We start from the raw sequence: 14634 nt of genomic DNA on the forward strand, positions 1-14634 counted from the left end.
TTATAATAAATCCAAACGAAAAGAATAGTCAAAGAAAAAGAGCAAATATTGGTATGTTTCTGCAATAGTTTTTGAATTTGCTGTTATTTTGTCCGCTATACAAAAGGAATAACCCCCTACTTTCAGATTATAGAGGGTTATTTCAAATTAAGGTTTTGGAATACTTCTCGTTAAAGCGTATGATTGTTGTTTAACGTGATTTGTCGTCCATAGTGTTTGAAGGAAAGAGAGTATGCAATACGGGATATACAAAAGTAATAAGCTAATTGTAACAATAACAGGTGCATTTCCGCCGAATTGAACGATAAATTGCAATAGTCCGCTTGCATGAAAAACGCATTCCATAATAACGAATGAAAGAATAATGGAACCTAGAATAGATTTATGATTCGAAGTAAGCGCTAAAAACAATGTATCTACAAGGAAAGAAGATTGTTTTATTTCATATTCATTGGTGTTACTTAAGAAAGGAACCCACTTTTTTATTGCTTGCATAACGATAATCATGGAAGTACTACAAACGATGATAAAAGATGAGTAGTAAGGAAGCTTTATCAATTTTGCGATGTATAGGAGTAGTAATAAGACTGAACATTGTAATAATGCAGTACAAAAAGAGTACGGTATCCATTTTAATAAAGAAGTGAACTTCTTAACCGATTGAGGTGCTTTAAAAAATAAATGGCCGATCCCTAAGCTGATAAAGAATCCAATCGCAAGAGTAAAGGTAAAACGAACAATCGATAAAAAATATATTTCCCATATGTAAGGGAATAACGGTGTTGAATGATTAGAAGTATGAACCATTTGATTTGCTGAGAAAAAGATAGATTCGTGCATCCAATCAATCTTTGGAATTGTCATAGAAGAAAGTTGTGCGAAGTTATGAAAAATGCTTATAAAGCCAGTTATGTATGAGTATTTATGTGTAATGAATAATGCAGGAATAGGACTAATGATAAATATAATGAGAACACCAACGATAAATTTACATATATGTGAGCGCAATAAAGACATGTAACCACCTACTCTTAGAATATTCAGAAAATTCTTATTCTTATTTTAGCTTTTTTTGGCGTAAGTTACAATATATTTTTCTTAAAGAAATTTAGTATTGTAGGGGATATAAGTGAATGAAACGTGAATAAATTATGACAAGAAAATGAATAATTTTCAGAAAAGTGAAATAAATTATTTATTTTTTTCTGAAAATATAATATAGTTATGGCACAGAAAGTATTTTAACATAAGGAGGCTGTTTATGAGGATTAAAGGGAATTATGTGCCGAAAAGGGAAGTTTTATTTTGCTCAAGTTCAATTACGATAGGGGAAGCACTGGAGCATTTAAATAAAACTGGGTATCGTTGTGTACCAGTTTTAGATGAAAAAAAAGAGAAATATTTAGGGAATGTATACAAAGTAGATATTTTAGAATATAAAGGTTCGCTGGAAGAGAGTGTAGTACAATTATTAAACGATAAAGAAGGTTATGTTAGAGAAGATTCTTCGTTCTTTAAAGTATTTTTTACAATAAAAAAATTACCTTATTTATCAGTAGTTGATGAAAATGGAGTCTTTCTTGGAATTTTAACGCATAAAAAGGTTTTCGAGTTATTAGAAGATGCTTGGGGCGTTCATTCTAGTAAATATTCTGTCATGATTGGGACACAAGATTATAATGGGGCCATTCAAAAATTATCGACAGTATTAAAAAAATATACAGGTATCCAAAGTTTAATGACTTTTGATAATGACGCCTTATTAGTTCGGAGAATTATGTTTACATTAGGAGAAGAGTTTAACGACGGTGAATTAGAGACGTTACTGAAAGATTTAGAAGATCACGGATTTAGAGTTGTGTATGTGGAAGAGATGAAAAATCCACGTGAAGTTGAAACAATAGAATAACATACAAAAGCCATCTAATTATGTTGGATGGCTTTTACTATGTTACGAGTATAAAATTATTTGAAAATAACGATAGGATAAAAGTTGAGATTATAACAATATTTGTGTGAAAGAATGAAAAATGTAGATAATTTTGATTTTCAAAAAAATCAATTTGAAAATATGTTTTTATTTTTCAACTAAATATGTTACTATATGTGTGATAAAAACAAAGAGGTCTGACAACTATACTCCACGCAATACCACTCTAATGAGTTGAAAATTCAAAAAAATCAAAAATTAATAATTAGAGTAAAAATAAGGGGAATGGAGAAATTATGGAGAAAGACACTGCTTTGTAAGGGGCATATTTTATCAGCTTGAGCAGAGAGGAGGATGCATAGCATATTGTGAAAATAGAGATAAACAATGAAAAAGTGCTATGCAAATGAAAAGTATGAAGGGACGTTTAAGGCCAGGTGATACGGTAGCAATCGGTTTAATGTTATTTGCACTATTTTTAGGAGCAGGAAATTTAATTTTCCCACCAGTTTTAGGGCAACAAGCTGGAGAGAATGTTTGGATTGCTACAATTGGATTCCTTGTGACGGGAGTCGGATTACCCCTATTAGCTGTAACAGCTGTCGCGTTTGTAGAGGGGGACTTGAAAGCGCTATCTTCTAGAGTTCACCCAATATTCGCGTTTATTTTCCCATTGATTAGTTATTTAGCAATTGGACCATTTTTCGCGATTCCGCGTACTGGAGCCGTTTCATTTGAAATGGGTATGAAGCCATTTTTATCAGAGGCATTGGTTTCCGAATGGTACATGCTATTTCTTTTCACGATAATTTTCTTCGGAATAACGTGGTATTTATCTTTAAATCCATCTAAATTAGTGGATTGGTTCGGGAAATTTCTTACACCAGTATTAGTATTGATTGTTGCTGTTATTGTCGGAAAGGCAATTATTGATCCAATTGGAGAACCAGCTGCGCCGCTAGCAGCATACAAAGAAAATGCTTTCTTTGGTGGATTTATACAAGGATATTTAACGATGGATGCAATTAGTGCGCTTGTATTTGGAATTGTCGTTGTACAAGTTATCCGTTCTAAAGGAATAAAAGAAAGTAGTCAAGTTGCAAAAATAACAGTAGTATCAGGTATTATTGCAGTACTTGGTTTAACGTTAATTTATTTATCACTTGCTTATCTTGGTTCAACAAGTACATCACTTGGTGTATCAGAGAATGGTGGACTTATTTTAACGAATGTTGTAAATGAGTTATATGGAACAAGTGGTAAAATTTTATTAGGGCTCGTTATTATACTCGCTTGTTTAACAACTTCTGTTGGATTAACATCAGCTTGTGCTGGCTTCTTTACAAACTTATTCCCTAAACTTTCGCATAAAGCGATTGTAACAATGGTATGTGTGTTTAGTTTACTTGTATCTAACCTAGGTTTAACACAATTAATCACAGTTACTTTACCAGTGTTAATGATCATTTATCCAGTTGCAATCGTATTAATCGTACTTTCTTACTTCCATAAATGGATTGGGAAGCGTAATACCATTTATATTGGAGCTATTTTAGGCGCATTGTTAATTAGTTTCTTTAACGGTTTAGAAAGTGCGAACATTAAAATTGACGCGATTTCTAACGTACTACAAATGTTACCATTATATAATGAAGGAATAGGATGGTTAATCCCATCATGTATTGGCGGGATTCTTGGTTTCTTCTTCTATAAATCAAATGAATCAAGTGAACTACAAAAGAAAGGTGCTTAGGCGCCTTTCTTTTTTTAAAGGGGATTTTATTGTTTTGTCTAAGTAATAAATGGGAGGAATGATAAAATGGCTAATTTTGAAGATTTTTTAGCTTTGGATTTACGAATTGGAACTGTAACACATGCAGAGGAATTTAAAGAAGCAAGAGTTCCAGCGATTAAACTAGAAATTGATTTTGGAGAGCTTGGAATTAAGCAGTCAAGTGCTCAAATTACGAAGAGATATACCCCAGAAGATTTAATCGGTCAGCAAATCGTTGCTGTTGTAAATTTTCCGCCAAAACGTGTAGCTGGATTTAAATCAGAAGTGCTTGTTTTAGGGGGAGTACCTGAAGCCGGTGATGTCGTATTACTTCAGCCCAATATGGAATTACCAAATGGAACGAAAATTAGTTAGTGTAAAGGCGGGGGAACATGGATATTGGACGAGAATATTTACAATGTGCGATTTCGAATTTTGAAGCAACAAAGAAACAAGGGGAACGAGTGCTTTCTCAATTATCATATGAACAGATTGAATGGTCTTCTCATGAAGCAACAAATAGTATAGCGGTTATTATAAAGCATCTGCAAGGTAATATGCGTTCTAGATGGACGGATTTTTTAACATCTGATGGTGAAAAAATAGATCGTAACCGAGACGCTGAATTTGAAGATGGTTATCATTCTAAGGAAGAGGTTCTCGCAGCATGGAATGAAGGATGGGAATATGTTTTGAAAACGATGCATGTGCTAACGCCAGAAGATTTATTACAGACGGTATATATTCGCGGTGAAGCACATACTGTCATGCAAGCAATTGAAAGACAAATTTCTCATTATGCTTTGCATATAGGGCAAATTATTTACATCGGTAAAATGTTAAAAGAAAACGAGTGGGAATGTTTAAGTATTCCTAGAGGACAGTCTGCACGTTATGTAGAGAAAAAACGTTCAACATAATAATAGGAGAGAAACCGATATAGAATAGGAAACAAAAAAATAAGCCAAATGATAGATGGTTCCGTAAACATAAGGATGCTGCCGAAAATAAGTCCATATATAATAAGAAAGAAATTAAAAAGCGTATTTACAGGGATAAATCGTGAGATGAACGCTTGCTGTCGTTTAAAGCAATCACTGTGAAATAAATAAAAGCGGAAGTACGATGTGGCAATAATAAGATCTTTCTTTCGCACAATTCTTTTTTTGCATGTATGACAAATGAATGGTGGTTGCATTTTATTACGCTCCATTTTTTATACTTGTAATAATGTAAGACAAAAGTAGGTATAAGGTGTATATCCATATATATGCTCCTGATATAAGAAAAAATGGATTTAGTAAAATTCCATGAATGCTTGTCATGAAAACTAAATCTTGTATTAAAACATCATATATATTAATAGAAATAATTGTACCGAGTACATAAAGTGCTAAGTACGCTGAAATATGTAACGCGACACGGATTGTAGGATGCTTAGCAAGCCAATAAAAAATAAATGATAGTACAATGGGTAATGTTCCTATTAGTAGCTTCAATTCATTTCACCTCATTAACAATATAGCCGGAATTTAGACGGTCTATTCTCTAGAGCTTGTACATAACTTGAAATAGAGAGGGTGATAGTATGAATCGAGGCTTTTTTTATGTGAAGTTCACAAGTGTACGTAAGTTAGTTTTATTTATTATTACTACAGTACTAGCGACTTTTTTTCTTATTAGTATGATGGTAACCTCTATGAAAGAGACAAAGTCAACGTATTTATATAATTGGTTAAATGAGTTATCGATGAATGGTTACATGTACGTTCTTGGGAAAGAGAATCATTATTTTACACAGGAGTATCGAAATTTAAATCAAGATTTTTCAATTTCTTCGTTTCTCTTTTCTATGGCTACGAATATTCGTTTTAATGATGTACGCAGTTTTGTCGGAAAAGAGCTACCTGGTTTTGGAAAGTACGATACAGAAATTGTTATCGCGGGCGAAGGGACAAATTATTCTAACTTACCGATAGAGTCGAGCGTTCCGCTTGAAGAAGTGGTAAAAGAACGGACTGGTGAAGGTGGACAGGCTCAAAATCCGAATACGAACAAAGAGAAAAAGCAACCGGCTCAAACAACAGGAAAAAGACAAGTTGCGCTTATTTATCATTCGCATAGTTGGGAATCTTATTTGCCGTTACTAAATTTAGCAAACGATCCAAATCCGAATAAAGCAACAAGTTCCGTCACTAATATTTCAATAGTGGGCGATCGATTTCGTGAACAATTAGAAAGTGAAGGGATAGGAGCTACTAACGACAAGACTGATGTCGGCCAAAAGTTGATTAGTAAAGGGTTAAATAGTAATAGTTCTTACAAAGTGTCACGGGAAATTGTACAAGAAGCAATGACAGGCAATAAAGAACTGCAGTACTTCTTTGACTTGCATCGTGATAGTGCTCGAAAAAATGTCACGACAAAAGCAATTGGAGATAAATCATATGCAAAGCTTGCTTTCGTAATAGGGAAAGGCAATAAAAATTATGAAAAGAACTTACAATTAGCAACAGCTCTTCATGAGGAAATTAATAAGAAATATCCAGGAGTGAGTCGTGGTGTCATTCAAAAAGGATTCCAAACAGGAAATGGTGTCTACAATCAAGACTTATCAGGACAAGCGATATTAATTGAAGTTGGTGGCGTAGATAATACGGAGGAAGAACTAAATCGATCAATTGATGTACTTGCTAAAGCGTTTGGTGAATATTTCTGGCAGGCGGAAAAGGTGAATGGATAAAATGAAATATAAATTAGTGGGAGAGTCTGAAAAAACGTGAGTGTAAAGCTTGCGTTTTTTCTTTGTAATGATGAGGTGTCACAGAATAGACATAATTTGCCGTTGTTATGGTAATATCGAAATTTGTCAAATTATACTGGGAGATTTACAAAGGAATTTCCGGAAAATTAGAGAAAATCTTTTTACAAGGAAAACTTTTTATTATAAAACTGGTAGGGTGATAAAAGTGATTAGGGAGATCAAAATAGAAGATGCAGCACCATTTTTGCAATTAAGTAAGCAACTAGATGAAGAAACGAAATTTATGCTATATGAACCAGGAGAAAGAAAATTTACAGCCGAGCAACAAGAACAAATGATTCATCGCTTTATAGAAAATGAATATGCAACAATATTCGTAGCAGTTGACGAAGAAAGTATAGTAGGGTTTATTTTAGTGAATGGAAATCATATTCAAAGAAAAAGACATGTAGCAAGTATTGTAATTGGTATTTTGCAAGAGTATAGCGGGCGAGGTATTGGAACGAGATTGTTTAAAGAGGCTGAGAAGTGGGCAAGATTACATGATGTATGGCGTTTAGAATTAACGGTAATGGCCCACAATACAAGAGCTCAGGCACTATATAAAAAAGTTGGATTTGAGAAAGAAGGTGTCAAAAGAGCAGCTCTTATTATCGGTGGAGAGAACATCGATGAGTATGAAATGGCCAAATTATTAAACTAAGAGGTCGTTATATGAAAAAAAGATGGATACTACTTGGTATCGTAGCGATGATACTCATTGTTGGAGTAGCAGGAATCAATTATAAAATGTATAAGGATAAGCAGGCGCGCGAGGTAAATGTGAATAACATATTTCCGAAAGCGAAAGAAACGATTGCCAATATGGATGGTGATATTGCGGTAATTAGTAATCCGAATTCGATGCTTGTACTTGTGAATAAAAGTAGACGTTTACCAGATGGATACAGACCGCCAGATTTAGTTATTCCGAAAGTGCGCTACTCAAGTGAAGGTGATCAAGAAAAGAAAAAAATGAGGAAAGAAGCAGCAGGGGCGCTAGAGGAAATGTTTCAGCAAGCTGATAAGGAGCATATTTTCTTATTTGCAGTATCGGGATTTAGATCTTTTGATCGACAAAAAGCATTAAATACGATGTATAAAAAGCAAGATGGAGAAGTAAAAACAGCGATGTCGAGTGCGGTTCCTGGTACGAGTGAACATCAAACAGGGCTTGCTATGGATATTACATCTCAAGCTGCTAAGTTTCAGTTAGAGACAGTTTTTGGTGAAACGAAAGAAGGGCATTGGCTTTCTGAAAATGCTCATAAATTTGGGTTTGTAATTCGATATACAAAAGAGAAAGAATCGCTTACGGGCTATCGATATGAACCATGGCACGTAAGGTATGTGGGTAACCCACAAGCTACATATTTATATGAAAATCAACTGACGCTTGAAGAAGTAACGCAGTGAACAATTGAGGGGAGAGAAGGATTATGACGGTGTTATATAAGAAAAAAGTACACGCATATGTGACAAGAGAAAAAGAAGGAGTTATGCAACTGCTTGTTTTTAAACATCGTGATAAACCTGAAGCTGGTATACAAGTACCAGGGGGAACGGTTGACGAAGGGGAAACTTTAGAAGCAGCAATTTTACGTGAAGTACAAGAAGAGTCTGGATTACGTCATTTATGCATAGAAAGATTCCTAGCCGATTACATCATACTTGTGAAAGAGCAAAAGGAATATCAAAAGCGCCATTTTTTCCACGTAACTTTACTAACAGGTGTAAAAGATGATTGGGAACATATTGTAAGTGCCGGTGAGGAAGATCAAGGATTAGTATTTTGCTACGAATGGATGGATATTGCAAAATGCCCTGCATTAGCTGGGAAACAAGGTGAGTTTTTACATTTGTTAGATGAGGTATATGTAAAGTAATAAAAGAGTCTGAAGCGGAAATTTAATCGTTTCAGACTTTTTTTATTTTTCAGGAAATAAAAGGTTTTTACATTGGTAAGTTGAATTCTTTGAAAGGGATTGTAGTTGTATATGCGAGGAGCGGAGAAAATGAAAAAGTAATAGATACACGTTATCAATAAAAGCTTTTAAAGAAGGAGAATGAAGATGGAGATTCAGTTCAATGCTCGATTACAAAAAGAATTAACAATTCATGATATACAAGTAGCGATGGAAGCTGGGCAATTAACTTCAAAAGAATTAGTTATGTATTATCTTCATAGAATTGCGAAATATGATCAAGAAGGACCAAAAATCAATTCTATTTTAGAAATCAATCCAGACGCTATTTTTATTGCAGAAGCGTTAGATTATGAAAGAAAGACAAAAGGTGGACGGGGACCATTACATGGTATACCTGTTTTACTTAAGGACAATATTGAAACGAATGACTCTATGCATACAAGTGCAGGTACGATTGCCCTGGAACAAAATATTAGTAGTGAAGATGCATTTCTCGTTACGAAACTACGAGAAGCAGGAGCAGTGATAATAGGAAAAACAAATATGACAGAATTAGCAAATGGAATGTCTTTTGACATGTGGGCTGGATATAGTGCAAGAGGTGGGCAAACAATAAATCCATACGGTACAGGTGAGGATGATATGTTTGTTGGAGGCTCAAGTACAGGGTCTGCGATAGCAGTTGCCGCTAATTTTACAGTAGTATCTGTTGGAACGGAAACAGATGGTTCTATATTGAGTCCAGCTGTTCAAAACTCTGTAGTAGGTATTAAACCGACTGTTGGTCTAATTAGTCGTAGGGGAATTATTCCGCTTACTTATTCACAGGATACAGCGGGACCATTTGCTAGAACGGTAACAGATGCGGCTATTTTGCTAGGGAGTTTAACTGGGTTAGACGAGAAGGATGTAGCTACTCATAAAAGTGAAGGTAAAGCAGAACATGATTATACAAAGTATCTTGATGACAATGGTTTAAATGGAGCAAAGATTGGTGTATATAGCAATGCACCAAAAGATTATTATGAAACTGGTGAGTATGATGAAAAATTGTTTAAGGAAACGATTGAAGTATTGCGTAGTGAGGGAGCGACAGTGGTAGAAGATATTGATATTCCATCTTTTCATAGGGAATGGAGTTGGGGAGTATCGCTATATGAACTAAAGCATAGTCTAGATAACTATCTTTCTAAATTACCTTCAACTATTCCGGTACATTCTATTTCGGAATTAATGGAGTTTAATAAAAACATAGCAGAAAGAGCTTTGAAATATGGACAAACTAAATTAGAAATAAGAAAAGATTTTCCTAATACGTTAAGAAATCCTGAGTACTTAAACGCAAGATTAGAAGATATATATTTTTCTCAAGAAAAAGGTATTGATTTTGCGTTGGAAAAATATAATCTTGATGCGATACTGTTCCCTTCTTATATAGGTTCTACTATAAGTGCGAAAGCAGGTTATCCGTCTATAGCGATACCTGCGGGATACATGGATAACGGCAGACCGTTTGGAATTACGCTTGCAAGCACTGCTTTTTCTGAGGGAACTTTGATTAAACTAGCATACGCTTTTGAACAAGCGACAAAGCATCGGAAAATCCCTAACTTATCATGAATAAAATAAATAGGACAGGGATTCCTGTCCTATTTATTTTGTTAATTAGAGTGAAATATTTTTCTGCTCTGTCTTATCATATTTTAATAAGTTAAAGGATAAACAAGCAGAGCATAATATAAGGATTGAAGCGAGAATATAAATCGTACGAACACCGAACAAATCGGTAATAATTCCAACGCTAAGCATAGAAAGACCAGAAGCTGTCGAGAGGAGAGCGCCATGAGCTGTATACATTTTTGATAATAAAGTAGGGGGAACACTAGATTGTAACACTGTTGTTTGAGAAATATCTCTAATTTGATAACATGGCCCCATTAGAACGCATAGAAAAAGCGCAATAAACCCGCTACTTGTCATACCATATAAAAATGTAAGAATACTAAACATAAGAGAGCCTATCGCCATGGAGCGTATTAAATTGTTTTGAATGTATGTACTCATTTTCCATGCTAATATCCCGCCAATTAACGTCCCTACATAATAACTTGTGTTAATATATCCCCACCATTCTTCTCCTTTATGAAGGACAGTTGTTACATAAGCCATTGTAATAGCACCGATCCATATCGTCCCTGCGAAAGTTTCAATTAAGTCCATACATGTAACGATACGGAGAGAAGGGTTTTGAAATAAGAGTTTCCAACCTTCCAGTAAAGCAGCGCCTTTTGAAGAAGAAGGTTCAATTACTCGTTCAGTATGTATGGAACGTAATGAAAGGTGTAGTGCAACACACCCCAAAATCATCAAAATGTTATTCATCATGAGTGTAGAAGTGGTGCCGATAAGAAGAACTATAACACTTGTAAATGAATAAGCAGCGGCTTGCGCAATTTGTGTGGAAAAGGAAAAAATACTATTTACTTTTACTAATTGTTCTTTTCGTGTAAGGCGAGGAAGGATACCGTATAATAACGGTGCGCTCCAGCCGCTACATAAAGAAATGAAAAAAATGAAAATGAATAGTGTTACAACGTTTGAGGAAAGGGCCGGGAATAATATCATTAATAAAAATAATAGAACAGTTTTTGTCCATTGTAGTGTGAAAAGTAAGGAATAAGATGAAAAACGATTCATTATAAGTGGTGCAGATGTATTTGCTATTAGATTAGTTATCACTTGGAGTAATGGAAACAGAGCAGTTAATGTAGCTGATTTCGTTGTGATATACATATGAGTTGTAATAATCATGATGTATACGATGTCAGCGAGAGTAATGCATATTTTAGAGCCTAAATAGTAAATTAGTGAACGATTTTGCAACAAGCACACCACCTTCCTAAAAAATAATATTTTAGTAGTTAAAATAATTATAAATTGAAAATTAAATTTTCGAAAGAATTTCATTTTTTGTCGCTTTTTGAAAGGGATTTTCATGTATAATGAAGAATATATTAATATAGTATTTTATTAATACTTTTTATAACAGTGAATATGTACAATAGCTTGTAGTAAATGCCCTGGTATAAGAAAGGGCGGATAAACCATTCTTTTCTTCATATACATATAGAAAATGAGAAAGAAAGTGAGGGTTGCATATGGCTGCTTGGGTGATTTGGTTTATAATAGCTGGTATTTTATTTATTGCGGAACTGTTGTCGATTACGTTTTATATGCTTTGGCTTGGAATTGGAGCTGTTGTCGGAGGTCTAATTGCTTTGTTTGCCCCTGAAGCACTACTGTTACAAGTTGTTGCTGGTGCGATTGTAAGTTTAACATTGACTTTCTTTACGAAAAGAATTTCAAAAAACTTTCGAGAAGCAAAAGGTTTTACTGATACAGTAGATTTGCTTGTCGGTAAAAAAGGCATTATTATGCAAGCGATTACAAATGAAGTAAATGGTATTGTGAAGGTGGATGGAGATACTTGGACAGCTATTGCAGATGATCCAATTGATGTTGGAGAAAAAGTTATTGTTATAAAGAGGAATAGTACTATATTACAAGTTAAAAAGGAGAGTGAATAAATATGGCAGTAGCATTAACATTAACGATTATTTTAGCACTAATTGTTGTTACATTTATCGCATTAACAATTAAAATTATTCCACAGCAAAAAGTTGGAGTCGTTGAAAGATTTGGTAAGTTTCAGCGTATTATGGAGCCAGGGTTAAATTTATTAATACCAATTGTAGACCGCGTTCGTGTATATCATGACTTACGTATTCAACAAACAAATGTACCACCGCAGAAGGTAATTACGAAAGATAATGTACAAGTAGAAATTGATACAATCATTTTCTATCAAATTGTGGAACCAGAACTTGCGACATATGGTATTTCGAACTATGAATATGGTGTTCGTAACATTACTTCTGCAACGATGCGCCAAATTATCGGTAAAATGGAACTGGATGAAACGTTATCTGGTCGTGAAAAAATTTCAACAGAAATTCGCTTAGCACTTGATGAAGCAACAGAAAAATGGGGCGTTCGCATTGAGCGTGTTGAAGTTGTTGATATTAATCCGCCAAAAGATGTGCAAGCATCGATGGAAAAACAAATGAAAGCAGAACGTAATAAACGTGCGATCATTTTAGAAGCTGAAGCTGCAAAACAAGATAAAGTTCTTCGTGCTGAAGGTGAAAAGCAAAGTAAAATCTTAATGGCTGAAGGTGATAAAGAAGCACGTATTCGAGAAGCTGAAGGTATAAAGGAAGCAAAAAAACTAGAAGCGCAAGGGGAAGCAAGAGCGATTGAGGAAATTGCAAAAGCAGAACAAAATCGAATTGAATTACTTCGTGCAGCAGACTTAGATGAACGCGTACTTGCTTATAAATCATTTGAATCATTGATTGAGGTTGCAAAAGGGCCAGCAAATAAAGTCTTTATTCCGTCTAATGCAATTGAAACACTTGGTACTCTCGGGGCAATTGGAGAAATCTTTAAAGAAAAACAAGCGAAGAAATTGCCTTCTTCAGATACACAAAAAGAACAATAAGAGTGAAAAAGAGAAATGGGGTGCCATTTCTCTTTATATTTTTGAGTAGGATAAAAAATATTAGTCATTTGCCATTATGGATAGGGCTTTTTTGTTTGTCACTTTTCAAAGAATTATAAGTTTAGAGTGTTTGGAATTGTTAAGTGGAATAACACGTTTACTAGACGGTTAAAAAACTGTCAAAGTAATATATTTTTGTTAAAGAAAATTTTAAATATGATATAATGGAATTTTGTGGATATTAAACAAGGGAGTGGGAAACAAGTGCAAATATTATTAATACGTCACGGTGAATCCGAAGCAGATATTTTACATGTACATGAAGGACGAGCTGACTTTGAATTAACAGAAAAGGGAAGACAGCAAGTGCAAAGGCTTGTACAGAAAGTGAAAGCAGATTTTCCACCAGATTTCATTTGGGCAAGTACATTAAAGCGTGCTCGTGAAACTGGTGAAACGCTAGCTGAAGGAATTGGATGCCCAATTCAACTAGAAGAGGAATTAATGGAGTTTAATAACGGAGTGCAAGCAGGCTTATCTTTTGAAGAAGCAAAGAAATATCCAGAGCCAAAGTTTCTTCATGACCGTTTTGAAAATGGGGAATCATTTATTGAATTTAGAATGAGAATAGAAGGAATCTTTTCTAAAATCGTGACAGAGAATACTTATGAACGGATAGCAATCGTTGCACACGGTGGTGTAATAAATAGTCTATTACGTGCGTTTTTCAAAATGCCCATTTCAATGGACTATTATTTTAAAATGGGAGATACGGGAATAAGCTTAATTGAAATTGATGGCGAACAAAAAACGGTGCATTTCATTAATGATACGAATCATTTGGACGGGATGTAAAGACCCGTGTACAAAGTAGTGTTTTTTGATGTTGACGGTACGCTTTTAAGTGAGATTGATAGAAGTATGCACGAAAGTACAAAAGAAGCGATACAAAGATTAATAGATAAAGGAATTCACGTAGTTGTTACAACAGGGAGACCATATAGCTTATGTTCGCAATTTAAAGAGCTGGGCATACATACAATTATTTCTGCAAATGGTGCACATATTAAGTGTGGGGAAACAGTTCTACATAAATCGGTACTTTCAAGTGAAATCGTTCATGATATCTCAGAGTTTGCAGAATTACATGGTCACGGCGTTTCTTATTTTACTGAGGGTTTTACAATGAACGGAATAGCCTCAGATAATGAGCGTGTAATGCAAGCGCTTAGCGAGACGTTAAATTTAGGGGAGTACCCTGAAAAAAGCAAGGATTTGTCTGAAGAAATCTATTGTTTATGTCTGTATGCGGATGAAATAGAATCTCAAAAATTTATTGAAAAATACCCAATGCTTACATTCGACCGTTTTCATGGTTATGTCATAAATGTATTGGAAGATAATAAAGTATCGAAGCTCACCGCAATTCAAAAAGTATTGGATCACTTAAACATTTGTAAATCAGAAGCAATTGCTTTTGGTGACGGTGGAAACGATATTGAGATGTTGCAGTATGTAGGATTAGGTATTGCGATGGGGAATGGCGGAGAAGTACTAAAAACAAAAGCTGATTTCGTTACAAAGAAGGCGAGTGAAGGTGGTATTTTATTTGCTTTAGAGAAGTTTCATGTCGTCTAA

Annotated in this window: 17 protein-coding genes; 13 read left to right on the forward strand and 4 right to left on the reverse strand. The window is 34.6% G+C overall.

Features of this window, described 5'->3' with window-relative positions:
- Window positions 1-147: 147 nt before the first annotated feature.
- On the reverse strand, window positions 148-1017 hold the full coding sequence (locus tag QCI41_RS00350) for a hypothetical protein (RefSeq protein ID WP_264461300.1): 870 nt from the start codon (window positions 1015-1017) through the stop codon (window positions 148-150).
- A 244-nt stretch (window positions 1018-1261) separates the two neighbouring features.
- Between QCI41_RS00350 and cbpA the strand changes: the two genes are divergently transcribed.
- From cbpA to QCI41_RS00370, 4 genes are all read left to right on the forward strand, one after another.
- On the forward strand, window positions 1262-1909 hold the full coding sequence (cbpA, locus tag QCI41_RS00355) for a cyclic di-AMP binding protein CbpA (RefSeq protein ID WP_001220512.1): 648 nt from the start codon (window positions 1262-1264) through the stop codon (window positions 1907-1909).
- Window positions 1910-2345: 436 nt separating this feature from the next.
- Entirely contained in the window at window positions 2346-3683 is a 1338-nt protein-coding gene (brnQ4, locus tag QCI41_RS00360; RefSeq protein WP_404841063.1) for a branched-chain amino acid transport system II carrier protein BrnQ4, read from the forward strand.
- A gap of 66 nt (window positions 3684-3749) precedes the next feature.
- On the forward strand, window positions 3750-4079 hold the full coding sequence (csaA, locus tag QCI41_RS00365) for a chaperone CsaA (protein WP_046954946.1): 330 nt from the start codon (window positions 3750-3752) through the stop codon (window positions 4077-4079).
- A gap of 17 nt (window positions 4080-4096) precedes the next feature.
- Entirely contained in the window at window positions 4097-4624 is a 528-nt protein-coding gene (locus QCI41_RS00370; protein ID WP_000351092.1) for a DUF1572 domain-containing protein, read from the forward strand.
- Here QCI41_RS00370 and QCI41_RS00375 read toward each other — a convergent pair.
- Complete coding sequence (locus QCI41_RS00375; RefSeq protein ID WP_264461301.1) at window positions 4597-4902, reverse strand: permease; 306 nt, start codon at window positions 4900-4902, stop codon at window positions 4597-4599. The genes QCI41_RS00370 and QCI41_RS00375 overlap by 28 nt on opposite strands.
- Before the next feature lie 4 nt (window positions 4903-4906).
- Complete coding sequence (locus QCI41_RS00380; protein ID WP_353838753.1) at window positions 4907-5203, reverse strand: hypothetical protein; 297 nt, start codon at window positions 5201-5203, stop codon at window positions 4907-4909.
- An 89-nt stretch (window positions 5204-5292) separates the two neighbouring features.
- Between QCI41_RS00380 and spoIIP the strand changes: the two genes are divergently transcribed.
- From spoIIP to QCI41_RS00405, 5 genes are all read left to right on the forward strand, one after another.
- Entirely contained in the window at window positions 5293-6447 is a 1155-nt protein-coding gene (gene spoIIP / locus QCI41_RS00385; protein WP_001079307.1) for a stage II sporulation protein SpoIIP, read from the forward strand.
- A 226-nt stretch (window positions 6448-6673) separates the two neighbouring features.
- Window positions 6674-7171: a GNAT family N-acetyltransferase gene (locus QCI41_RS00390; protein WP_353838752.1), complete on the forward strand. Its 498-nt coding sequence runs from the start codon at window positions 6674-6676 to the stop codon at window positions 7169-7171.
- 11 nt (window positions 7172-7182) lie between these two features.
- Window positions 7183-7923, forward strand: coding sequence for a M15 family metallopeptidase (locus tag QCI41_RS00395; RefSeq protein WP_000747666.1), 741 nt, complete (start codon window positions 7183-7185; stop codon window positions 7921-7923).
- Window positions 7924-7946: 23 nt separating this feature from the next.
- Window positions 7947-8393 (forward strand): NUDIX hydrolase, encoded by a 447-nt coding sequence (locus QCI41_RS00400; protein WP_060488531.1) that lies wholly within the window; start codon window positions 7947-7949, stop codon window positions 8391-8393.
- Between the two features lie 186 nt (window positions 8394-8579).
- Window positions 8580-10055: an amidase family protein gene (locus tag QCI41_RS00405; protein ID WP_353838750.1), complete on the forward strand. Its 1476-nt coding sequence runs from the start codon at window positions 8580-8582 to the stop codon at window positions 10053-10055.
- 45 nt (window positions 10056-10100) lie between these two features.
- Here the strand turns inward: QCI41_RS00405 and QCI41_RS00410 are convergent, their stop codons facing one another.
- Window positions 10101-11318, reverse strand: a complete 1218-nt coding sequence (locus QCI41_RS00410) for an MFS transporter (RefSeq protein WP_353838749.1) — start codon at window positions 11316-11318, stop codon at window positions 10101-10103.
- A 275-nt stretch (window positions 11319-11593) separates the two neighbouring features.
- Here QCI41_RS00410 and QCI41_RS00415 point away from each other — a divergent pair, with 275 nt between their 5' ends.
- The 4 genes from QCI41_RS00415 (at window position 11594) to QCI41_RS00430 (ending at window position 14634) form a co-directional block, all read left to right on the forward strand.
- Window positions 11594-12022 carry an NfeD family protein gene (locus QCI41_RS00415; RefSeq protein ID WP_353838747.1) on the forward strand — a complete coding sequence of 143 codons (429 nt, stop codon included), beginning with the start codon at window positions 11594-11596 and terminating at the stop codon, window positions 12020-12022.
- A 2-nt stretch (window positions 12023-12024) separates the two neighbouring features.
- Window positions 12025-12996, forward strand: a complete 972-nt coding sequence (locus QCI41_RS00420; protein ID WP_353838746.1) for an SPFH domain-containing protein — start codon at window positions 12025-12027, stop codon at window positions 12994-12996.
- A 264-nt stretch (window positions 12997-13260) separates the two neighbouring features.
- Complete coding sequence (locus QCI41_RS00425) at window positions 13261-13851, forward strand: histidine phosphatase family protein (RefSeq protein WP_001166451.1); 591 nt, start codon at window positions 13261-13263, stop codon at window positions 13849-13851.
- Window positions 13852-13857: 6 nt separating this feature from the next.
- Window positions 13858-14634 carry a Cof-type HAD-IIB family hydrolase gene (locus QCI41_RS00430; RefSeq protein WP_000278952.1) on the forward strand — a complete coding sequence of 259 codons (777 nt, stop codon included), beginning with the start codon at window positions 13858-13860 and terminating at the stop codon, window positions 14632-14634.

The sequence above is a fragment of the Bacillus cereus group sp. MG4 genome (assembly GCF_040460055.1).
Taxonomy (GTDB): Bacteria; Bacillota; Bacilli; order Bacillales; family Bacillaceae_G; genus Bacillus_A; species Bacillus_A wiedmannii.